Here is a 21,976-nt window from a genome sequence, read left to right as displayed (position 1 = left end):
GGATCCCCGTCCCGGCCCGGCCCAGGGCGTCCCGCGCCCCCCCCCCCTCCTGTACCCTCGCCCCCACCGCCGGGCCCCCACCGGCACCCACGCGCGCACCCTCAGCCGGTCCCGATACAGTCCCGGGATGCATCGGGCCGCCTGCCGCCATTAAACGTTCCGAAAGATTTGCCCCCGTATAACAGACAGGACGCGGACAATTACGACCCAGCGGAGGAACGGTCGCCATGGCGGAACCCGGTTCCGGAACGGCTTCGACCGCCGGTAAAGGAAAGGCACTGACCCCGGGCCGTCTGGCCGGCGCGGGAGCGGTAGCCTGTGTCGTTCTGGCCGCAGCGGTTCTGGCCGCCGCCTCCCAGACCCCGGCACCCGCCGGCGGAACGGGGCCCTCCTGGCCCCTCCCGGGCGTGGAGGCGCCGGAACCCACCCTTGGGGTGACCTTCGAGCAGCTTGACGGTCTTTACACCGGACTGGGAATGCGGGTCCGCCCCTTCGAGGACAAGACCACGGACGGCACCGTGTGGCTGGCCACGTTTCCCGACAGCCTGCGGCTGGCCGTCCAGATCCGAGCCATTGGCGCGCACATTGGCGAGATCAGCCTCGTCGGCACCCGGTCCCTTGATGACTCCGCCCCTGCAGACAGCATTCGGCAGGCCATGCAGGAGACCCTCCGGCTGGTCTTCCCGGACTGGGACAACGCGCAGGGGTGGCTGAGCTCGGCCATGGAGTCCGGAGCCTCCACGCTGGAGCGCGACGGACGCACCGTCCGGTTCCGCACGGCCGGAGACCACATTCCCTCGCTGCTGATCACCGGACTTGCGACCTCCGGGGACACTCCGAGGCCTGTCACCGCCGCGCGCCCCCTGGAAAAACTGCCCGCGCGACCGGCACCGGACCGGCTGCGCAAGGACAGCCGCCCGAACCCGCCCTCCGCCGGAGCCGGACCCGACGGAACCCCGCCCCCATGGCTTGCAACCGAACCGGCCACCCAACACGGCCGGGACAGCGCCCTTGCGTCGCCCTCCCCCGCCGGAACCGGCACCGGGGAGGTCGCCGGAGAAAAACCCGCGCAGGCCCCTGCCACAGCCGTGTCGGAGCCTCAGGGCCCGGAAACCGGCCCGAACAGCGCTCCCGGCCCCACCCCGGCCACAACCGCTGCCAAAGTACCCGGCATCGGTATCACGGTTGCTCAGCTTCAGGCCCTTCTGGACCGGGAGGCCTTCCAGACCACGTCCCGGAAAGCCTGGGAGGACACGACCGAGGGATCCACGGGCACCCGTTTCCCCGAGTTCATCGAGACCGGCACCGGAGGCGGCACCGTGCGTGTCCTTTACTACACCATGCTCGACGTGGACACGAAAAGCGCCAACCGGACCCGGGCCGCGGAGATCATGGGCGAACTGCTGGCGCTCGCCTTTCCCGACTGGCCGGAAGCCTCCCTGGTCCCCGACGAAATTATCCGCGAGGGGGAGGCCGTCAGGAAGGGCCTGGCGGCGAAACGGGACGGGCGCCTCATCCAGATTGTGTGGAACACCGATGACGCAAACGGCGGAAACCTGATCTTGCGCCTGTCACTGGAGGCACAACCGGCCCGGGCGGGCACGTCGCCCTAGCGCCGTGACGGCCCCCTGTCCGACACGACCATCCGGCCCGGCCGGCCGTCATACACTCCTGAAGAGCGCCCGTCCGGCCGCAAAACCCGGGCCGATGTGACTCCGGACCAAACAGGCACCCGCGCGTGTTTTATTACGACTAGCGTGTCAGGTGTATAATACATGGAATTCAGGGATAATTAATGATAGCATGATAGCGTTGACACGTTAGCCGGGCTGCGCCCGATTTAAACACCAACCAAGAGTATTATCACGTCTGAAACAGGCCCTGGCGTTGAGCGGGGCGCCTGAACCCGGGGAGAAGAACAATGAAACACAGAAAACAGAGAGGGGCCGTACTGCGCTCCGCTGCGGCCAGGGCCCTTGCGGTCGTTGCCGCGCTTTTCATGGTCGGACTGACGGTCGGAGAAGCCTCCGCCGCGACCGACAGCCCGTCGTGGATCAACTTCAACGGGGTGCACAACCGAGGACACATCGGAACCCTCAGGCACGGCGACAACGGCTGGGCCTATTCCGAGTACGAGTTCTGGAACCGCGTTGGCGGAAAGGATGGAATCATCCAGCAGTCCGGCCTGACCGGGGTGAACAACCCGACCCGCGGCGTCCAGCTCGGCAAGCGGATCGAGGGGCTTGCCCAGAACTCCACGAAGGGCTTCGGCAACACCTACAGCTTTGCGCTGGCCGAGGCCTCCAGGGTGACGATCAAGCTTGCCATCGACCGCAACTGGGACGACTCCAAAAACTGGAACAGCAGCTACGGCAAGGGCGCCCTCTACAACTTCATCGACAACGGTTATGGAAACCAGCTGATCCTGAGCCTCGACGGACAGTCGGTGCGGATGACGACAGGCCTTCCCTCGGCCGCCGACAGCCTGACCCTCGAGTTCGCCAATCTGCCCAAGGGAGACTACATTATCTCGGTCTCGGGCATCACCGGCTGGATCAAGGATCGCATCCCGGGCTTCTCGGATGTCCACATGGCCTACAACCTGGACATCAACGCCTATGAGACGCCCCTGCCCGGTGCCCTGATTCTTCTGGGTACGGCCCTCGCAGGGGCCGGCGTGGCCGGCCGGCGCCGCTCGAAGAAAGTGGCCGCCGCCCGCTAGGGGACCGGAGCCCGGCCCGCGCACGTCCCGGAACCCCCGAAACGTGTGCCCAGGACCGGGCCCGACAGAACACGCTCACGGGCGATGCCGCTCATCCGGCAGGACGACGAAACCACCGGAGACACCGCCCGAACACCGCATCAAGCCAGCCATTCTCGCCACAACCGCCCGGATCATCACTCCCCCGCACCCCGGAGAGGGACTAACCCCAGGGACCGGTCTGAACGCGGCAAGGCTGCGAAACCAGGAAACGTACCCGTCGGCCCCCTCCGGGCCGGCGGTTTTTTTTGTGCCCGAAGGAGCCTCCACACGCCCAAAAAGACGGGCGCACACCCGGGAGGACGGCCCCGGAGCCCCGGAAGGTCAAAGCAGGCGGCGGGGAGTGCCCCCAACGATCCACCCGAGGGCCTTACTCTCCGGGACATCCAAAACCGCACCCCCGTTTCCCGGTGCGGCTCCAGTGATCCACTCGAGAGCCCCACCCTGCGGGGAAACCAAAACCGCACACCGGCTCCCCGGAGCAGCGCGTGTTGAGCGAACACAAGCACTCTGCGGGAAAAACCAAAACCACAGACACGTACGACGCGCGGTCTCGGTCCTAGGTCTCCGGCCCGGTCCCGCCTCCGCCGTCCCCGTCCAGCGCAATCACAAGGCGCGAGCCGCGGACCCCGGTCACCACCACCCGGGTGCCCGCGCCCGGATCCCCGGCGCACTCCACGATCCAGAAGGTATCGTCCAGCCGGATCCGCCCCGCTCCGTTGACGACCGGGCTTTCGAGAACCGCGCGGCGCCCCACATACTGGTGGAGGCGCCGGTTGAGGGTTGTGGTGTCCGAGGGCCGGGCGCGACGGATCACGCGACGCCCCACAAACAGGGACACGGTTGAGATCCCGCAGAAGGCAACGACCTGAACCGGCCAGCCCAGGTCGGGAAACGCCTGGGCAAGAACCCCGCAGGCCAGGGCGCCAATCCCGAACCAGATCACGTAAACGCCGGGAAGCAGAAGTTCCAGGGCCACAAGCCCCAGCCCCAGCACGTACCAGTTCCAGTACAGGGGCTCGAGAAGACCGATCATGACTGGGGCCCCGACGGCGGCAGGCTGCGGTGCGTCGGGCCTCCCGAGGACCAGGGAGACCCGCTGCCCGGAGCGGCCGGCCCGGCACCACCGGACCCGCGGCTGCCGGAGACCTCGGACGCTCCGGAGCCCGCCGGGAGCGCGCCGCGCGTTGCGCGCCCGGCATCGGCGGTGCGAAGGCTGCCCGCGCCATTCAGAAGCTCGGCAATTCCGCCCAGGGATCCCAGAAGAGCCGAGCTCTCCATGGGCATCATCAGCACCTTCTGGTTCGGCGCGCCGGCAAGCTGGATAATGGAGTCCACATACTTCTCGGCGATAAAGTAGTTCAGCGCGTTGAGGTCACCCCGGGCAAGGGATTCTGAGACCATCCGCACGGCCTCGGCCTCGGCCTGGGCCTGCCGCTCCCGCGCCTCTGCCTCGCGGAAGGCGGCCTCCCTCAGCCCCTCGGCACGCAGGATCTCCGACTGCTTCAGGCCCTCGGCCCGCAGGATGGCGGCCTGCTTGTCGCCCTCGGCGTCCAGAATGACCGCCCGCTTCTCCCGCTCCGCTTTCATCTGGCGGGCCATGGCATCCACCAGATCGGACGGGGGGCTGATGTCCATGATCTCGACCCGGGTCAGCTTCACACCCCAGGGGTTGGTGGCCTCGTCCACGACCGCAAGAAGGCGGCCGTTGATCTCGTCCCGGCGGGAGAGAAGCTCGTCCAGGTCCATGGACCCCATGACCGTCCGAATGTTGGTCATGAGCAGGTTCAAGATGGCGAACTCAAGATTGGTCACCTCATAGGAGGCCTTCTCGGCCTCCAGAACCTGGTAGAACGCCACGCCGCTCACCCGGACCATGGCGTTGTCCCGGGTGATGACCTTCTGCTCCGGGACATCCAGAACGTTTTCCATCATGTTGATTTTTCGGCCCACCCTGTCAATGATAGGCCAGATAAGGTTCAGCCCCGGGCGGAGCGTATGAGTGTAGCGGCCGAAACGCTCGACCGTAAACTCGAAGCCCTGCGGCACGAACTTGACCGACAGAACAAGAAGAAGAACCTGAACAACAACCAGGATCCCAATAAAAGAAAGCATGTCACCGACCTCCGGCACGCACGCCCGCAAAGGGAGCGCCCCCGCTGGCACACGGGGAAAGAAAGACGACTCGCCACTGGAATTTACCGCGCTTCCTGCCCATAAAGGACGGACACACGCCTCCAGAGAAAGTACCTCCAGTATGTCGGAACCACGATCAGCCTGTCAGCAGGAAAGCGCCTCCCCGGGAGCCGCCGAGCCCGCCTTTCCCGGCCGGGGCCCGAAGCCGGCCTGGCTGAAGGTGCGCGCCCCGGTCTCAACGGTTTCGGCCGCCGCCCTGGAGCGTGACCTGCGGGCCAGGGCCCTGCACACCGTGTGCGAGGCCGCCGCCTGCCCCAACCGGGGCGAGTGCTGGTCGCGCCGCCACGCGAGCTTCATGATCCTGGGAGACCTGTGCACCCGGGCCTGCCGCTTTTGCAACGTGCGCACCGCCCGGCCCCACGCCGTCGACCCGGACGAGCCCGACCGCCTTGCGGACACGGTCCAGAACCTGGGGCTGTCCCATGTGGTGATCACGTCGGTCACCCGCGACGACCTGCCCGACGGCGGCGCCGCCCACTTTGCGGCCTGCGTCCACGCCGTGCGCCGGGAAAGCCCCGAGTGCAGCATCGAAGTCCTGACCCCGGACTTCCGGGACAAGCCCGGCGCCCTGGAAACGGTTCTGGAGGCGCAGCCGGATGTGTTCAACCACAACATGGAGACCGTGCCGCGCCTGTACCCGACCGTGCGCCCCGGCGCGACCTACGCCCGGTCCCTGGACCTTCTGCGGGCGGCGAAAGCGCTGCGCCCCTCGGGCTTCACCAAGTCGGGCCTGATGGCGGGGCTGGGGGAGACTCCGGATGAAATTTGCGCGGTCATGGACGACCTGCGGGAGGCGGATGTTGATTTTCTGACCATCGGGCAATATCTGCAACCCACCAAGGCGCACATCGAGGTCGAACGCTACGTGACCCCCGAGGAATTCGACACCTGGGCCGAGCTGGCTCGAAACCGGGGATTCCTTGTGGTACAGTCAACCCCGCTCACCCGATCTTCCCACCACGCGGACCGGGCCTACCGGCTTTTGAAAGCCGCCCGACTCGCACAGCAGGAACAAGGCTGAATGCCCACCCACTCCGAACGGCGCACCCTGCCCTATTCGCCCGAGCAGCTCTATTCCATGGTCGCGGACATCGAGGCCTACCCCAAATTCCTGCCCTGGTGTCTGGGCCTGCGCATCCGCAAGCGGCAGGACAACGTCATCTGGGCCGACATGACCGTCGGCTTCAAGATGATCCGGGAGCGGTTCACCTCCCGGGTGACCCTGACCCCGGGAGAGCGGATCGACGTGGCCTACACGGACGGCCCGTTCCGCTACCTGGTGAACCACTGGATTTTCGAGCCCGACGGCCGTGGAAACACCATCGTTGATTTCCACGTGGACTTCGAGTTCCGCTCGGCCCTCCTGGGCAAGATCATGGGAGCCTTCTTCCATGAGGCCGTGCGGGTGATGGTCACCTCGTTCGAGCGGCGGGCCGCCGTCCTTTACGGCCCCGGATCCCGGCGCGCCGGCTGACGGCCCGGGGCACAAGGCCGGAAACGGGTTCCATTCGGGGCCGCCCCCGGCGCCCCTGATGCCACGGCGCCCGCAGCGGCGCCTTTGAGGCCCCTACGACCCCCGGGGACTCTGGGAGCCTTTGGACCCCCGGGCTCCATCCGACGGCACACCCGACGGCGCCGATCCCCCGGACCCCGACCCCGAACCGGACGGCAGGCCAAACGCCGCGCACGGATCCGGTCGCTGGGGAGCGGGAGCAAACCACATCACATCCCAGGGCCGCGCCCCGGTTTCCTCCTCCGCCGCCCCGCCGGGGGACTGTGACGACACCTCCAGAAGACCCACCGAGAGCACCCGCAGCGACGGCGCCAGGGACGACAGAATCCACGGCGCTCCCCGGTCCGTGCGGGCATGGCCAAGCCCGGTAAGGATCACCACCGGGCGGGCGCCCGGATCCGCCTGCAGGGCCTGGAGCGCCTCGTGGGCAAGGGCCCCGTCCCGAAGCCTCTGGGCGTTGACCATGCCGGGGATCATGACCGCCGGCATGTGGCCGCAGTGGGCGGCCTCAAGCTCCTGACGGAGCGCGTTTTCAAGAAAGCGGGGCATGGGGCGGTCAAGCCCCAGGGCCGACACGGTCTCCGTGGGCAGGCTGTCCACTCCCTCGCGCACGACCTGGCGCAGACGCTCCCGGGAGGGACTGCCGGGGCGGATCTCCAGCCCGTGATCCCGGGCCAGACGGAACACATCCGCAAGCGGCGCAAAGGGGCCGCGGCCTGTCTTCTCCCAGTCCAGGCTGGCCGCCAGGGCCTCGGGCGGGCGATCGGGCGCCGCCCGCCAGGACGAAAGGGCCGGGACATCCGCCCCGTCAAGCATCTCCACCACCAGCGCAGGCCGCCGCCCGGCCCGGACAAGGGCGTCCACCACCGCAGTCTGGAACTGCCGGTGCCAGGGATTGTCGTGGCGCTCGCCCAGAACGACCACGTCGCTGTCCAGAATACGGGCAAAAAGCGCCGCGGAACCGAGGGGCGCATCGGAGCGCCGGTCCTCGAGGGTTCCCGCAGGCGGCGTGCCCGGGGCCGGAGACACGGGAGCCGGAGACACGGGATCTGCGGGCGTGGAGGCCCCGGACAGGGGGCCCCCGGGGGTCTGTGAGGGCGTTGCGGCCGGAGCCGCCACGTCGGGCAAATGAAGGGCCGCCCCACCGGAACAGCCCGCCATCAGCGCAAGAACCGGCAGAACCGCTGTAAAAAACCGTCCCATGTCCCCTGTCCTCCCGTCGTGTCCCTGTCCGAGCGTTCCCTGGCGCCCAAGCGGGGCGGACAGGCCCGCCGGTCTCCCCCCGGGACACCGGCGTCAGCGCATCCGCCCTCAGGCGCGGAGTCTAGCGCCCGCGGTCGCCGTGAGCGTGGCCGCCACAGCAGCCGCCCCCGTGGGCGTGGTCGTGGCCATGGTCGTGGTGATGCCGGCCACCGCCACCGCAGCAGCCCTCACCGTCGTCATGACCGTGCCCGTGACCGCCACCGCCGCCACAGCAGCCCTCGCCGCCGTGGTCATGGCCGTGGGAATGGCCGTGGCCGCCACCGCCGCAGCAGCCACCCTCGCCGTGGTCATGACCGTGACCGTGACCACCGCCACCGCAACAGCCCTCACCGTGGTCGTGGCCGTGATCCCCGCCCGGGTTCCACAGGGCGTGGAAGTGGTGCACCGGACCGCGCCCGGAGCCATCCCCCACGTTCAGCTCGTCCGCGTGCAGAAGGGCGCTGAAGAGATAGCTCTTGGCCAGCTGGACGGCCTCGGGAAGCTCGTAATAGGGCATCAGGGAGGCAATGGCGCTGGACAGCGTGCAGCCGGTGCCGTGGTCGTTGCGGGTGCTGACCCGGGGCGCTGCGTAGCCGATCAGATCATCCGGACCGGCCAGAAGATCGATGGACTCGTCACCGTCCAGGTGGCCGCCCTTCAGCAGAACCCACTTCGAGCCGAGCCGCAGAAGCTCCTGGGCGCAGATCTTCATGGCATCAAGGCAGTCCGGCTCCTCGATGCCCAGAAGGACACCGGCCTCCGGAAGGTTGGGGGTGATGACGGTGGAGACCGGGACCAGAAGCGTGCGCACGGCCTCGACCGCATCGTCCGCAAGAAGGGAATCGCCGCTCTTGGCCACCATCACCGGATCCAGGACCACGTTGCGGGCCTTGTACTTCTTGATCGCATTGGCGATCACGGCCGCGATTTCCGCGTTGGCCACCATGCCGATCTTGACCGCATCGACGCGGACGTCCTCGAACACCGAGGCAAGCTGGTCGCCGACGAACGCGGGCTCCATGGTCCGGTAGGACTGGACGCCACGGGTGTTCTGCGCCACCACGGCGGTCACGACGGACATGCCGTAGCACCCAAGGGCGGAGAAGGTTTTCAGGTCCGCCTGGATGCCTGCCCCACCCGTGGGGTCGGTGCCGGCAATCGTCAGGACGTTGGCAATGGCGCCGTCAGCGGCGCTGAGGTTGGAAGGCATGAGTTTCTGCTCCTTGTTGCTCTCGGGCGTTTGACTTGTTCAAGACGTTGCAGGCAGCCACCCGGCCAGGGCGTCAAGAGCCCGTTGCGCAAGGGCTGCCTTTTTCTCGCGCCCGCGCAGGGGCCTTGGCCTGCGGCCCTCGAACGGTCCCTCGGGTGCCGCCAGAGGCGGAAACAGGCCGAAGTTGATGTTCATGGGTTGATAGGTCTGCGCGTTGGCGTTCACCGTTATATGGGACAGAAGTGCGCCCAGCGCCGTAGTTTCCGGAGGCTGGGGAAGAGACCGGCCCAAAAGATCGAAAGCCGCGAAAACCCCCGCGAGATATCCGGTCGCGGCACTCTCCACGTAGCCCTCGCAGCCCGTGATCTGGCCGCAAAAACGGATGCGCGGATCGGCCTTCAGGCACAGGCGGGAATCCAGAAGCCTCGGAGCGTTCAGAAACGTGTTGCGGTGCATGCCCCCCAGGCGGGCGAACTGTGCGTTCTCAAGGCCCGGGATCATGCGGAAGATGCGGGTCTGGTCCCCGTAGCGCAGGCGGGTCTGGAAGCCCACCATGTTGTAGAGGGTGCCCAGGGCGTTGTCCTGGCGAAGCTGGACCACCGCGTGGGGCTTGTGCTCCGGATCGTGGGGGTTGGTCAGGCCGACCGGCTTCAGGGGGCCGTGGGCCAGGGTCTGGCGACCGCGCCGGGCCATTTCCTCCACGGGCAGGCAGCCGTCGAACCAGGGAATACCCTCCCACTCCCGGACCGAGACGGGGTCAGCCTCCAGAAGGGCGTCCACAAAGGCCTCGTAGGTGTCCCGGTCGAGGGGGCAGTTGATGTAGTCCCTGCCCTCGCCCCGGTCGTAGCGCGACTGGTACCAGACCTTCGAGAAATCGAGGGACTCTGTGTGGATGATCGGGGCAATGGCATCGAAGAAGGACAGGCTGTCCTCGCCGGTGTACGCCCGCAGGGCACCCGCAAGGGCATCCGAGGTCAGCGGGCCCGAGGCCACGATCACCGGCCCGTCCGGGGGAAGGGCTGTCACCTCCTCGCGGCGGATCTCGACGTTCGGATGGGACTCCAGAGCCCGGGTGATGGCCGCGGCAAAGGCCTCCCGGTCCACCGCAAGGGCACCGCCCGCGGGAACCTTCGTCTCGTCCGCGGCCTGAAGGATCAGGGAGCCCGCCTTGCGCATCTCCTCGTGCAGAAGCCCGACGGCGTTGCCGAACGGGTCATCCGAGCGCAGGGAGTTGGAGCACACCAGCTCCCCAAGGGCAGCCGTCTGGTGGGCGGGGGTCATGCGCCCCGGGCGCATCTCGTAAAGGGTCACCGCAAGACCGCGGGATGCGGCCTGCCATGCGGCCTCGCTGCCGGCCAGACCGCCGCCGATAATCGCAAGACGGGGCCGGGAGTTGTCTGAAATCTGTGAACCGGACATGGGGAAACTTCTTTTGCTGTCTCCGGCCTGCATCGTCCGGAGTCTCGTTTTTGGACGCCTACACTAAACCAGGATCCGGCCTTTCGCAAAGCCCCATGCGTCCCGATGAGGGTCCGGGTTGCAGGAAAAAGCCCATACCCCCGCAATGGAAGCCACGCTATAGTATCTGCCGGAATACAGACTGGACCGGACCCGGGGATGACCCGATCCGGCAAGCCACCCCGTCCGGAGATGTGTGATGGAGTCCAGACGCGACCTGCTTTCCCTTCGCCCCAATCCCGCGCCCCATTGGGATCACCTGTCGATTCTGCGGGATCTGCCCGTGGCGCTGCACAACAAGGTGTCCCTCCAGTACATCCCGGACCGCCATCTTCTGGACCCGGTCAGCTTCCGGCACTATCTTGCGGTCCTGTCCAGCATCCCCTGGCCCGGCCCGGAGGAGCTATGCCTCGCCATTGCCGACGACGTGTCCAACCAGGTCATGCCCCGGTGGCTGCAGGTCACAGTGACCTTCAGCTCGTCCGACGGGCAGCAGAACCAGGCGGTAGCCCAGGACACCCAGCCGGGGTGGAGCGGAAAGCCGATCATCCCGCTCTGACGGCCTGAGGCGGTGCCCCGCTTCCAGACCTGACCGGCGAACTGTCCGTTTTTCGGAGGAACACCCGTTCGATGGGTAGAAGACCCACACATGACCCGAGAGGATACTACCGGGTTCTCGGGCTTTCGGCGGATGCCTCGGAAGCCGAGATCAAGGCCGCGTACCGGAGAAAGGCCCTGGAGCTGCACCCGGACCGCAACAGCAGCCCGAACGCCGCCGCCGAGTTCCATTTTCTGAGCACCGCCTACAGGGTTCTCTCGGATTCCCGGCTGCGGGTGGCCTACCACAACGACGAACTCGACGCGCGGGGCGACCACCGCACCCGGCGCAACCCCAGCCGCAGCAGCGCCACAGGGGCGGCGGCACGGGCCAGCCGTGCCTATGCGCGGGCCTCGGGCGCCGGCTCACGCGCGGGCGCAGGCAGCTCCGGCGCGGGCACGGGCACGGGCGGGAACGGCTGGCAGGGCTCGGCCCCCGGAGGCAACGGAGCCCAAGGCACAGGGGCGGACCCGGGCGACGACAGCGACAGCGCCACCGGCAGGGGCAGCGGCTCCCGGACGGGGCCCTTTTCCACCCTGCCCCCGCTGCGGGTGTGCTCGTCGTGCAGGAATGTGACGGCCCAACCCCGCTATGTGATCTTTCCCCGGGTGACCGGCCGCAAGAACCGGGTGGTGCGCGATACGGTCTCGGGCGTGTTCTGCAGCCGCTGCGCCGATCGCACGGCCCTGGCCACGGCCCTTCACAACTGGGTCCGGGGCTGGTGGGCCCTTCCCTCCGGCCCGCCCCAGACGGCTCTGGCCCTGTGGACCTGCCTGCGGGGCGGGATCCGCCCGGGCCGGGAGAACCACGCCCTGCTGATGGAGCAGGCACGCGCCTTCGAGGCGCGGGACCAGCGCGAGATCGCCTGGAGCCTGGCCTCGGATGCGGCCCGCTATGCGCCGGGCAAGACCGAGCGCCAGAGTGCCGAACGGCTCATGGACACCCTGGCCGCCCGGGGCGAGGTGCGGCGGCTGCGCAACGCCTGGCGCAGGCGTGGCCCGGGGTTCTGGCTCCAGATCCTGTTCCCCATGGTCCTGGTGCTGTTCACACTCATGGTGGCGTGGCCCTGGCTGCGCGAGGATCTGCCCTTCTCCCGCACGTGGGATCCGAAAGCCGCACACACCGCCGTCGCCCCGGATCCCTCCCAGCTCTATGTGGACGCCCTTCTCCAGTCCTCCCCCCGGGAGGCCGGGCCGAACGGACGCCTCCACGCGATCCTGTCCCCCTTCGTGATTGTCCGGCTGGGACCGGGGCGCGGCTACGGCGAGATCGCCCGCCTGCGCCAGAACACCTTCGTGATCCTGGTGGACCAGGCCGACGACGACTGGGCCCGCATTGTCACCCGGGACGGCATCATGGGCTGGGTGCCCCGCAACGCCCTTCTGTCCGTCGACACCCGGGACAATGACGCCCCGGCACCGGCGAGGGAGCCCCTGCCGCCACAACCACCGCCCCCGTCACCGACCCAATCACGGTCACCGTCACCGCCGCTGCCACCGGGGTCCGGGCCCGTGTCCCCCCTGAGGCATGGCTCCGAATTCCCGCGGCCCTGAAATCGGGGGCGCGGCCCTGTCCCCGCACAACAGGCGGGAAAACCAGCGCCGCTTGTGTTAAAATCACTCCATTGTGCTGCTTTGGTACCCGGCGACCCTCCGGGATGCGCCCCACCCCGGCGCCGGGACAGGCGGCCCGAGATCCGGCCTCCGTGCCCGGGGTACAAGGAGCAGACTGTCCATGAAGGTTCTTCACATTGCGGAAACCATCCGCGGCGGCATTGCCACCCATCTGAACGCGCTGATTCCCGGCCTTCAGACCCATGCCGGCGAGGACAACATCCGCTGCCTGGTTCCGGACGCCCACGCCGCCGATCTGGACGCGGTCCCCGCGTCCGCGATCCGGACGTTCCGGCGCCCGTCCCGGCTTGGGGGCCTCGCGCCCTTGGTTGTGGCCTCGGTCCGGGAGATCCGGGACTGGAAGCCCGATGTTGTCCACCTGCACTCCAGCTTTGCCGGCGCCCTGATCCGCCCCATTGCCGCCCTGACCCGGGCCCGGGTGGTCTACACCCCCCACTGCTGGTCCATGGCGCGGGAGACCGACCCCCTGAAGATCCGGGCCTACGGGACCATCGAGCGGCTGCTGTCGCTCCTGACCGACCGGATCGTGGCCGGATCCACGGACGAGGCCGTGGTGGGCGAGCGCGCCGGAATAGCCTCATCGCGGATCGCCCTGATTTTCAACGGCCTCCCGGCAACGCCGCCGGCCTTTGCCCCCGGGGAGCGCACGGACACCCGCCTGAAGCTCCTGTTCATCGGACGCCTTGACCGTCAGAAGGGCGTGGACATCCTCCTGAAGGCCATCCGCCCCCTGCAGGACCGGGTCAGCCTGGAAATTGCCGGAGACGCGGTGGTGGCGGACTCGTCGGTCTCGTTCGAGGGCCTGACCAACGTCACGCGCCTGGGCTGGATCTCCCCGGCGGAGGTCTCCCGGCGCCTGTCCGTGTGCGATGCCGCCGTGCTGCCGTCCCGCTGGGAGGGCCTGTGCTATGTCCCCATGGAGGCCATGCGGGTCTCGAAGCCGGTGCTGGCGGCCCGGGTGGGCGGACTCAAGGACCTGGTCCTGGACGGACAGACCGGCTTCTTCTTCGAGCCCGAAAGCCCCGAGGCCCTTCAGACGCTTCTGGAGGGGCTTGCGCCCGGAGACGCGCTCGCGGCCATGGGCGAGGCCGGGCACCGCTACTTTATGGACACGTTCACAGCCGAGAAGATGACCGGGGCCACCTGGGCCCTGTACCGCGACCTGGTCGGCGGAGCGGTGCAGCTCCCCCGGAACCAACCCCGAAAGGAAGGATGACGGACACGATGGAGTGTGTGATCAACGGCCGCTTTCTGGGCCGGACCCTGACCGGTGTGGACCGGTACGCCTACGGCATCCTTCACGAGATTGACCGGCTTTTGGACCTTCGCGATCCGCTTGTGGACGGCCTGCGCTTTACGGTGGCGGTGCCCTCCCGGGTCCGGGCCCGCCCCTTCCGGAACATGTCCTACGAGACGGGCCCGGGAACCGGCTACCTGTGGGAGCAGTGCGTGCTGCCCTGGATGGTGGGGCGCCGGACCCTGCTGAATTTCTGCACCGTCGCGCCCCTTGTGCGAACCGGCTATGCCACCATCCACGACGCTCATGTGTGGCTGGTCCCGGAGGCCTTCTCCCGGTCCTTCCGGCTGTCCCAGAGGATCCTCCTGCCCCTGATCGGTCACCGGGCGAAGAGGGTGGTGACTGTATCGCGGCACTCCCTCAACAAGCTGGTCGAGTTCCATGTGGCACCGGCCGGAGCCATCACCATCATTCCCTCGGCACCGAACACCTTCTCCCGGCTGGATCCGGGCGCCTCCCGGTTCGCCGCCGCACCACCGGCGGAGAAATATATCCTGATGGTGGGCAACGACTCTCCCAACAAGAACATGGAGATGATTGTCCGGCTGGCCCCGCAGCTTGCCGAGCGCGGCATCCATATCTGCATTGTCGGGCCGGCGGGGAACCCGGTCTTCGGCCGGGTCGGGCGCGACGGCGGCGCCCAGGAGACCGTCCACCGCCTGGGCTACGTGGACGACACGGACCTGGCCTGGCTTTACGGGCATGCGCTGGCGTTCGTTTTTCCGTCCTTCGAGGAGGGGTTCGGCCTGCCGCCGCTGGAAGCCATGAGCCAGGGGTGCCCCTGTGTGGTTTCCAACACGGCGGCCATCCCGGAGGTCTGCTCTGACGCCGCGCTGTACGCCTCCCCCCGGGAGCCGGACGCCTGGCTGGAGCGGATTGTCCAGGTGGACAGCGACGCGGACCTGCGCACAGACCTGGTGATGAAGGGCTTCGAGCGGGCCCGGTATTTCACCTGGGAGAAAAACGCCCGCCTGTGGCTGGAGATGATCCGGGCCGGAGCCGAAGCCGGGGCCTGACCCGGGGTCGGAACGGACACCGGGGCTGAGTCTGGAGCTGGAGCCGGAGCCGGACCGAACGCGCCCGCACCTTGGGGCCGGGGACTGACCTGACGCCGGGGGCGAGCCCCTCCCCGGCGACGCGAGACGGATCCTCCGAGATAAGGGACCGATCCTCCTGCCCACGAGTCTCATCCGGGCCGGGGTCTCCGGCGCGCCGCCCCGTGCCGTGTGCCCGGCGCCTGCGGATGCATCGCAGAGCTGGGGCCTCCGGTGTCACGCACCAAGGAAGCCGGCGCCCCGCCCCGAGCCCTCAGGTGTCGCGGATGTCCTCCAGGAACTGGCGCACATCGGCCTCCAGCGCCTCGCACTCCCGGCGGAGCTTGTCCGAGGCATCCAGAACTTTCCGGGACTCGTCGCGGGCGCCGGACACCGCCCCGCCCACATCCTCGATCGCATCGTGCACGTGGGTGGTCCCGTCCGAGGCCTGGTGGGCATTCAGGCTGATCTCGCGGGTGGCGCTGCCCTGCTCCCGGATGGCGGTGTCGATGGCCTCGGTCACATCCTTGATCCCGGAAATGGTCTTGTGGAACGCATGGATGGACTCAACCGCCGAGAGGGTGGCCTCCTGGATTCCCGAGACCTGTCCGCCGATATCCTCCGTCGCCTGGGAGGTCTGGTTGGCCAGGTTCTTCACCTCGCCCGCCACCACGGCGAACCCCTTTCCGGCCTCGCCGGCGCGGGCGGCCTCGATGGTTGCGTTGAGGGCCAGAAGGTTGGTCTGGGAGGCGATGTCCGTAATCAGCTTGACCACCGTCCCGATGCGCCCGGCCGCCTCGGACAGGCTGTGCACCTCGTCGAGGGAGCGGTTGGCGTCCCCGATGGCCCGGTTGACCACGGCCACGGAGGTCTGGACCTGGCGCTCGATCTCGGAGATGGAGGCATCCAGCTCCTCGGCGGCGGCGGCCACGGTCTGGACGTTCTCCGAGGCCCGGTGGGCTGACTCCGAAACCGTCAGGGTCCGGTCCGTGACCACATCCGTGGCCCCCAGAAGGCTTGAGGCGGTCTCCTGGAGCACTCCCGCATGGGCGGCGACGGCACTGAGAGAGGCCGCAACCCGGGTCTCGAAGGCCCGGGCCTGGGCGGCAATGTGCTCCGCCCGGGCGGTGCGGGCCGAGCGGTCCTCCGCCATGACCCGATCCGACTCCCGGCTCTCGCGCAGCCGGTTGCGGAAGACCTCCAGGCTCCGGCCGATGTTGGACACCTCGTTGCGACCCCAGCGGTCCGGGAAGTCGATCTCCAGGTTTCCGGCGGCCAGGGCCTCCATGCGGCGGATCTGGTCGCCGATCCGCACCGTCAGGCCCCGGGAGACCAGGAACCCGATGAGCAGCACCGCAAACACCGCAACAGAGCCCAGTGCGGCGATCTCGAGGAGCGCCCGAGCCGTGTCCTTCCAGATGTCATCGACGTACACGCCCGTTCCGATCATCCACCCCCAGGGGGCAAACACGCCGGCGTACCCCAGCTTGGCCACCGGCCGGGTCTGTCCCGGACGGGGCCACTGGAAGGCAAGGAAGCCGGACCCCGAGCGCGCGGACTCCAGCAGGGCCTCGGTCACCGGGCTTTTGAGCTCGTCCGTCCCCTCCGCGTCCTGGCGAAACGGATGGGCCACAAGATTCAGGTCATAGGTATAGGCGTAGAAGTACTCGTCCCCGGAATAGCGCACGCTGCGGATCTGGTCCCGGGCCAGGGACTGGGCCTGCTCCAGGGTCATGCGACCGGAGCGCACCGCAGCATCCAGCGGCTCGAGGGAGGAGATGACGCTCTCGGTGGCGCTTCGGATCTCCAGTTCGTAGCCGCGGGCGATCTTGTCGTGGACAACAAGAACCGTAATGACCGCAACAATCAGCGTCGCCACAGCTGCAATCAGGGGGATGAGAAGAACCTGATATCTGATGGGCCAGTTTTTCATCGCTTTTTCCAGTATTGCCAGAAACAGGACCACACACGCGAACCGGGCAGGCCCGGACAGAACTCCGTCTCGGCGTCCGCCGGCCACCCCGGTGACACGGCTCCCACGCCTGCAAAAGAGGCCCAAGCTTCTCACAGAACCGGGCCGGAAATCCACTCCCCGGGCCGGCGAAAACGCGAGGAACCGCCGAAAAACCGGGGAGAAAAACGGCGGGAAACAAAGACTTTCCCGCACGGCGGGTCAGCAGGGGCACCCCTCCCCTTCGCGTGGCAAAACCCCTTTCCGCCCCCGCCTGCCAAAACGCAACCCGTCGGCGAACACCAACCCGCCACCGGACCCGGGGCCCAGGGCATGCGCGGCACGCCCTCAGCCTGGGGGCCGCCAGGCCCGACGCCCGGAGCCCCCCGGCGCGCGCCCTCGCCCCAGCGGGCCGCCAGGCCCGACGCCCGACGCGCCCTTACCCGGGCGGCGGAGCCGGAGCACCTCCGCTCCCCTCCGAACCGGATCCGGAGGAGGGATCGTTTGACCTCCGCTTCCCGATGGGGCCCTGAAGGCCACGCGAAGACGGATCCGACGCCGCCCCCCGGCCCGCCCCGGCCTCGGAAGTCCCGGCGGGAGCCCCAGAGGGAACCGGGGGAACCTCGGGAACACCCGGGACAGCCCCGGGAGGAAGCTCGGGAGGCACCACCGGGCCAATCATGCTGTCGGGCGGGAACACCGGCGGGCCTGAAAACGCCTCGGACCCCGCAGCCCCCCCCACAGGGGCCACCACGGGGCCGATCATGTCCACCCGGCTGGCGGACGGCAGCAGCGGTTCGGGATGAGGGGCCGCTCCCGGGGGCGACCGCGGGACGGGCGGCGGTCCGGCCCGGGGAGCGGACAGAAGGATGGCCTCCGCAGGGGGCTCCGCGCCCCGGATGCCGGCACCACCCCGGGGCTCCGGACTCCCGCGCCCGGACCCGGGCATTTCGGGCGGGAGGACACCGGGGGGGAGAGCGCCGGAAGGCAGGATGCGGGGGGGAACCGCCTCCGTGCCCGCCCGTGCAGGCGCCACCGGCGGCGGCCCCACAGCGGTCACGGCGGCGCCGGCACCGGCACTCGCGGGCACAGGCGCCTCACTGTCCGAACTCGGCGCCAAAGCCGCCGCACTCGCAGCCACAGGCGGCACACTCGCGGTCGCGGCCAAAGCCGGATCCGGGGTCACAGCCGATGCGGCCACACTCGGGGGCATACCCGACACGCCCACCACCAACGGAGCCGCGGCCAGCGCTCCCGCCGCCTCATCCGGAGCGGCCATGCGGTGCAGCCGGTTTCCGACCTCGGCGAAGGCAAAGCCGCCGCGGGCATCATTGTGGATGGTCACCACCTGAAACATCGGGAGCATGCTGAGGGTCTCGAGAGGCACATGGAAGCTCCGGGACAACTCCTCGGGGGACAGGTCGTCCCGACGCCTGCGCTTCTCGACACGGCCCCGGAACTGGTTGTACTTGGCCCACAAGATCAGGACCGCCCCGTTGAACAGGCAGACCAGGACATAAAACGAGATCAGGGTCAGGTCATGGAGGAACACCGCCGCCAGGGGCCGCGGGCCGACCGTCGGCTCGCTTTCCAGGGTGAAGATCACACCACGCCAGAACAGGTAGCCAAACAGCAGCCACGCAAGGACCGTCAGGAGCATGTCCCTGATCACAAGGGAGCGTCGTGGCTCCACGATCAGAAGCGGGTGCGTGCTCATGAGGTGTCCTTGCTGCGGGCCAGCCCCCGGTCGTCGAAGGTCCAGCGGGCCCGCTTCTTGTTGGTCACCAGCATGGCCTTGGGAAACGCGGCCACGGTGGTCAGCATGTTGAGCATCCAGAACGCGAACGGATACCAGATGATCCAGACCACCCACTTTCCAATATCGTGCTCGTAGATGCGGTCGATGTAGAGACTGACGGTGAACTGGATCACGCAGGCGGCCGCAAGGACCATGCCCGTAAAGGCCGGGGGCAGAAGATCCTGGACCTGAAGGGAGTCCGGCATGATGAGGAAGAACCCCAGGACATACAGAAGCACCGACGTCGCGTAGCAGAAGGACCAGAGTGTGGACAGGACAAACTCGAAGAAAATGGTCCACATACGCCGATGGCGCCACGCCCAGATTTTCGTGCTGTTCTTCAGGAAGATCTCGGCGCCGCCCTGGGCCCAGCGCAGCCTCTGCTTCCACAGGCCCTTCAGGGTCTCGGGCATGAGGATCCAGCACATGGCCCGGGGCTCGTAGAACACGGGCCAGTGCCTCAGCTGGAGCTTCCAGCTGATGTCGATGTCCTCGGTGATCATGTCCGGGCTCCAGTAGCCCACGTCATCCAGGGCCCGGCGCCGGAAGGCCGCCACAACCCCCGAGACCGTGAACACCTGGCCGTAGATCCGCTGGGTGCGCTTGATCAGCCCGATAATGGACGAGAATTCCCCCACCTGGATGCGCCCGACCAGCGTCGAGCGGGTCCGGATCCGGGGATTGCCCGTCACCACCCCCACCCGCGGGTTCATCAGCAGGGGAAGGGCCAGGTAGGACACCGCCCTCGGGTCGAGCATGGCGTCCCCGTCGATGCACACCAGGATGTCGCTGCGGGCCGTCATGGCCGCCATGCGAAGGGCCACCGCCTTGCCCTGGTTCTCGGCCAGATGCAAAACCCGAAGGCGCGGATCCTCGAGCGCCAGGCGGTCCAGGATTTCAGCGGTCCGGTCCCGGGAGCCGTCGTTGATCGCGATCACCTCGATGTTGCGGTGAACGGATGCCAGCGCCGCGGTGATGGTCTCGACGGCGTTCAGTTCCTCGTTATAGCAAGGGATCAGGACGGAAACCAAGGGGTTGCCTGGCAGGGGCTCGGGCATGGTCTCCCGGGTGAAGTTCCATTTCCGCTCACGGTAGACCATGAAGTACAGGCCCCCCGCCATCCAGATTCCGGACATGAACAGGGGGTAGAGGAACACAAAGTACATAACATTGGACGAGTGAAAAAATAACGCGAGTACAAACGGGCCCAGCGCTGCAAAAACAAGGGATCCGATCCCGATGACCCGTTCCGTGTTCATCTCGCGTGCTCTCCACCACGAGAGAAGTATGCTCCAATCCCGTTAATGTCTGGTGAATTTGTGTAGAAATCGTCCGGGTAGTAGCCGAAACTCCGGGCTCCCCGGGCTTCCAGGCGCGCCATCCACCCGGCCAGAACGGCGCTGTCCACCGGCATGGACGGATCCGACCGCCAGTCCCGGGACTGAAGCTCGAAGACCGTGCGCTCCAGCCCGCCCGGACGCCGGGCAACCGTGTCCACCATGCGGTCCAGCCAGGGGAGGATCTCCGCCTCGGGAACCTGCTCCATCAGGGGCATGGCCATGGGCGCGGTCCAGTCGTAGGTCTCCAGGAACTCATCCAGGTTCTGGGCGAACCAGGCCTCGCTGTCCGGGTTGAGCACCGGGTTGGCGAAGATGTTCCGGGCCGTGCGGATCCCGGGGCCCCGGATGGCCCGGACCCGGTCCGTCAGCTCCCGGGTGAAGGCGCTCAGGGTCCGGGTCTTGAAACGGGTCCACTGGCGGAAGGCGGCCCCGTCCATGGCCCGGATGCCCTCCAGCGTCCCCGGAAGGCCCGCCGTCGTATACGCGGCCAGGGCATCGGGGCCCACGTCCTCGAAGTCGCTCAGGACAAGGTCGTCGTGATACAGAATTCCCTGGAACGGGGCGTGACGGGCCAGATCCCCGTACAGGGACAGGACGCGGGCCCGCACCGCGGCGCTGTAGGGGGACAGGCGCCGGTAGGGGTGGGAGCCCACATCCACACCGGGCGCGTCCCGGTGGAACGCCAGAACCCGCGGCAAGGCGGGATCCATCTCGAGGGCCAGGACCGGCATCCACGCATACACGTCAACCCGCGCCCGGGAACGGAGCTGCCAGGACACCCGGCTGAACAGGTCGCGGCGCACCGGCAGGACCGAGTTCGGGAAATAGACCTCCCGGATATTGCCGTCGGCCCCCGGATCGGCGAAAGCCTGAAGGAAGACCGTCGTGGGGCCCAGATCCCGGATGCGCTGGACCAGAAGGTCCAGATTGCGCTCCTCCTGCACCGGATCGGGGTCGTGGACGTAGTCCAGGTCCACGTGGACCACCCGCATCACCGGAGGCTCCCCGATGGAGGCCAGGGCGCGCTCCAGCGCGGCGGAGTCATCCCCGTTGCCCACGAAATAGCGGGGCACATCCAGAAGACGGCCGGTGCTGGCCAGGCCCCGGTCCAGGGTCAGGGCCAGACGGTAGTGATTTTCCGCGAGGATCCCGAGGGTCTCGCCGCTGGCCTCGCCGTAGGGCCAGACCCAGACCCGGGGCGCACGGCCGGTCACCGCCTCGATGCGGCGGGTCATGCGGTCCACATCGGCGCGCACGCGGGCCCGGAAGGCCGCGTCATCCTCGTAGGTGCCGGTGGCGGGATCATAGATCCGGTAGGCGGCCGCCGGGAGCGCATTGCCCCTCGGGTTGGCCACAACGCCCCGGTGCAGGTTCCAGGAATGGGAGGCAATCTCCACAAGGCCGCTTGCCGCCATCTCGGCGATCTCGTCCCATGTTCCGAAGACCGAGCGGTCTGTGGGCACGCCGCCGAAATCGACGGTCTCGCCGTCCGGGGTGTCGATCCAGAGCCCCACCGGCGCATACACCGCAGGCCAGCCGCGCGCCTTCAGAAGCGGAAAAACCGACTGGTGGAAGCTCCGGTAGCCGTCGTCAAAGGTCAGCAGAACCGCGCGCTCGGGCAAGGCCGGACCGCCCGCCGCCGCCTCCAGGATCCGGTCCACGGACACGGGGGTGTAGCCGTGGTCCTGAAGCCACTGGAAGTGGGCCTTCAGGTTTTCCAGGGAAAGCGAGAAATACCGGCGGTCCGAGCCCAGAACCCCGATGTCGTGGTAGCACAGGACAGCAAAATGGTTCTCCGGCCAGGGGCGGGGAGCCGCCGGCGAGGGCTCGCGGGCGAACGCGACCCCCGCGCCCCCCCGCACGAGAGCGGAGACCATCCCGTCCGCCAGGGCGGCACCTGTCAGTGCGGCAAGACCAACAATCAGGACGAGCGCAAGCACACTG

General features: G+C 68.1%; 17 protein-coding genes. 8 read left to right on the top strand and 9 right to left on the bottom strand.

Annotated elements, in window-relative coordinates; genetic code table 11:
* Positions 1–227 precede the first annotated feature (227 nt).
* The gene (locus IHV25_RS04325; protein WP_192533872.1) at positions 228–1,613 is read left to right on the top strand and encodes a hypothetical protein; all 1,386 of its coding nucleotides are present in this window, start codon (positions 228–230) and stop codon (positions 1,611–1,613) included.
* 308 nt (positions 1,614–1,921) lie between these two features.
* Positions 1,922–2,722: a VPLPA-CTERM sorting domain-containing protein gene (locus IHV25_RS04320; RefSeq protein WP_192533871.1), complete on the top strand. Its 801-nt coding sequence runs from the start codon at positions 1,922–1,924 to the stop codon at positions 2,720–2,722.
* Positions 2,723–3,320: 598 nt separating this feature from the next.
* Here IHV25_RS04320 and IHV25_RS04315 read toward each other — a convergent pair.
* A complete protein-coding gene (locus IHV25_RS04315) occupies positions 3,321–3,797 on the bottom strand; it encodes an NfeD family protein (protein ID WP_192533870.1) in 477 nt (158 codons plus the stop codon).
* A complete protein-coding gene (locus tag IHV25_RS04310) occupies positions 3,794–4,876 on the bottom strand; it encodes an SPFH domain-containing protein (RefSeq protein WP_192533869.1) in 1,083 nt (360 codons plus the stop codon). The genes IHV25_RS04315 and IHV25_RS04310 overlap by 4 nt, the downstream gene beginning before the upstream one ends.
* A gap of 142 nt (positions 4,877–5,018) precedes the next feature.
* Here IHV25_RS04310 and lipA point away from each other — a divergent pair, with 142 nt between their 5' ends.
* Positions 5,019–5,978 (top strand): lipoyl synthase, encoded by a 960-nt coding sequence (lipA, locus tag IHV25_RS04305; protein WP_192533868.1) that lies wholly within the window; start codon positions 5,019–5,021, stop codon positions 5,976–5,978.
* Positions 5,979–6,431: a type II toxin-antitoxin system RatA family toxin gene (locus IHV25_RS04300; protein ID WP_192533867.1), complete on the top strand. Its 453-nt coding sequence runs from the start codon at positions 5,979–5,981 to the stop codon at positions 6,429–6,431.
* 93 nt (positions 6,432–6,524) lie between these two features.
* Here the strand turns inward: IHV25_RS04300 and IHV25_RS04295 are convergent, their stop codons facing one another.
* From IHV25_RS04295 to trmFO, 3 genes are all read right to left on the bottom strand, one after another.
* Positions 6,525–7,673, bottom strand: coding sequence for a ChaN family lipoprotein (locus tag IHV25_RS04295; protein ID WP_192533866.1), 1,149 nt, complete (start codon positions 7,671–7,673; stop codon positions 6,525–6,527).
* 121 nt (positions 7,674–7,794) lie between these two features.
* Positions 7,795–8,922 (bottom strand): bifunctional hydroxymethylpyrimidine kinase/phosphomethylpyrimidine kinase, encoded by a 1,128-nt coding sequence (gene thiD, locus IHV25_RS04290; protein ID WP_192533865.1) that lies wholly within the window; start codon positions 8,920–8,922, stop codon positions 7,795–7,797.
* 39 nt (positions 8,923–8,961) lie between these two features.
* Positions 8,962–10,341, bottom strand: a complete 1,380-nt coding sequence (trmFO, locus tag IHV25_RS04285; RefSeq protein ID WP_192533864.1) for a methylenetetrahydrofolate--tRNA-(uracil(54)-C(5))-methyltransferase (FADH(2)-oxidizing) TrmFO — start codon at positions 10,339–10,341, stop codon at positions 8,962–8,964.
* 238 nt (positions 10,342–10,579) lie between these two features.
* Here trmFO and IHV25_RS04280 point away from each other — a divergent pair, with 238 nt between their 5' ends.
* The 4 genes from IHV25_RS04280 to IHV25_RS04265 all read left to right on the top strand — a co-directional run bounded on the left by IHV25_RS04280 (position 10,580) and on the right by IHV25_RS04265 (position 14,925).
* A complete protein-coding gene (locus IHV25_RS04280) occupies positions 10,580–10,939 on the top strand; it encodes a hypothetical protein (protein WP_192533863.1) in 360 nt (119 codons plus the stop codon).
* A gap of 71 nt (positions 10,940–11,010) precedes the next feature.
* A complete protein-coding gene (locus tag IHV25_RS10420; protein WP_242018782.1) occupies positions 11,011–12,531 on the top strand; it encodes a DnaJ domain-containing protein in 1,521 nt (506 codons plus the stop codon).
* A 181-nt stretch (positions 12,532–12,712) separates the two neighbouring features.
* Positions 12,713–13,828: a glycosyltransferase gene (locus IHV25_RS04270; RefSeq protein ID WP_192533862.1), complete on the top strand. Its 1,116-nt coding sequence runs from the start codon at positions 12,713–12,715 to the stop codon at positions 13,826–13,828.
* Complete coding sequence (locus tag IHV25_RS04265; RefSeq protein ID WP_192533861.1) at positions 13,825–14,925, top strand: glycosyltransferase family 4 protein; 1,101 nt, start codon at positions 13,825–13,827, stop codon at positions 14,923–14,925. Before IHV25_RS04270 ends, IHV25_RS04265 begins: the two co-directional genes overlap by 4 nt.
* 292 nt (positions 14,926–15,217) lie before the next feature.
* Here the strand turns inward: IHV25_RS04265 and IHV25_RS04260 are convergent, their stop codons facing one another.
* The 4 genes from IHV25_RS04260 to pgaB all read right to left on the bottom strand — a co-directional run bounded on the left by IHV25_RS04260 (position 15,218) and on the right by pgaB (position 21,972).
* Positions 15,218–16,876 carry a methyl-accepting chemotaxis protein gene (locus IHV25_RS04260; protein ID WP_192533860.1) on the bottom strand — a complete coding sequence of 553 codons (1,659 nt, stop codon included), beginning with the start codon at positions 16,874–16,876 and terminating at the stop codon, positions 15,218–15,220.
* 457 nt (positions 16,877–17,333) lie between these two features.
* A complete protein-coding gene (gene pgaD, locus IHV25_RS04255; protein ID WP_192533859.1) occupies positions 17,334–18,611 on the bottom strand; it encodes a poly-beta-1,6-N-acetyl-D-glucosamine biosynthesis protein PgaD in 1,278 nt (425 codons plus the stop codon).
* Positions 18,608–19,951, bottom strand: coding sequence for a poly-beta-1,6-N-acetyl-D-glucosamine synthase (gene pgaC, locus IHV25_RS04250; protein WP_192533858.1), 1,344 nt, complete (start codon positions 19,949–19,951; stop codon positions 18,608–18,610). Before pgaC ends, pgaD begins: the two co-directional genes overlap by 4 nt.
* Positions 19,948–21,972, bottom strand: coding sequence for a poly-beta-1,6-N-acetyl-D-glucosamine N-deacetylase PgaB (pgaB, locus tag IHV25_RS04245; protein ID WP_197974946.1), 2,025 nt, complete (start codon positions 21,970–21,972; stop codon positions 19,948–19,950). The genes pgaC and pgaB overlap by 4 nt, the downstream gene beginning before the upstream one ends.
* Positions 21,973–21,976: the final 4 nt, after the last annotated feature.

This window comes from Phaeovibrio sulfidiphilus (assembly GCF_014861485.1).
GTDB lineage: Bacteria > Pseudomonadota > Alphaproteobacteria > Rhodospirillales > Rhodospirillaceae > Phaeovibrio > Phaeovibrio sulfidiphilus.
The sequence above is the reverse complement of the archived record's forward strand: the minus strand, read 5'-3'. Positions and strand labels throughout refer to the sequence as shown.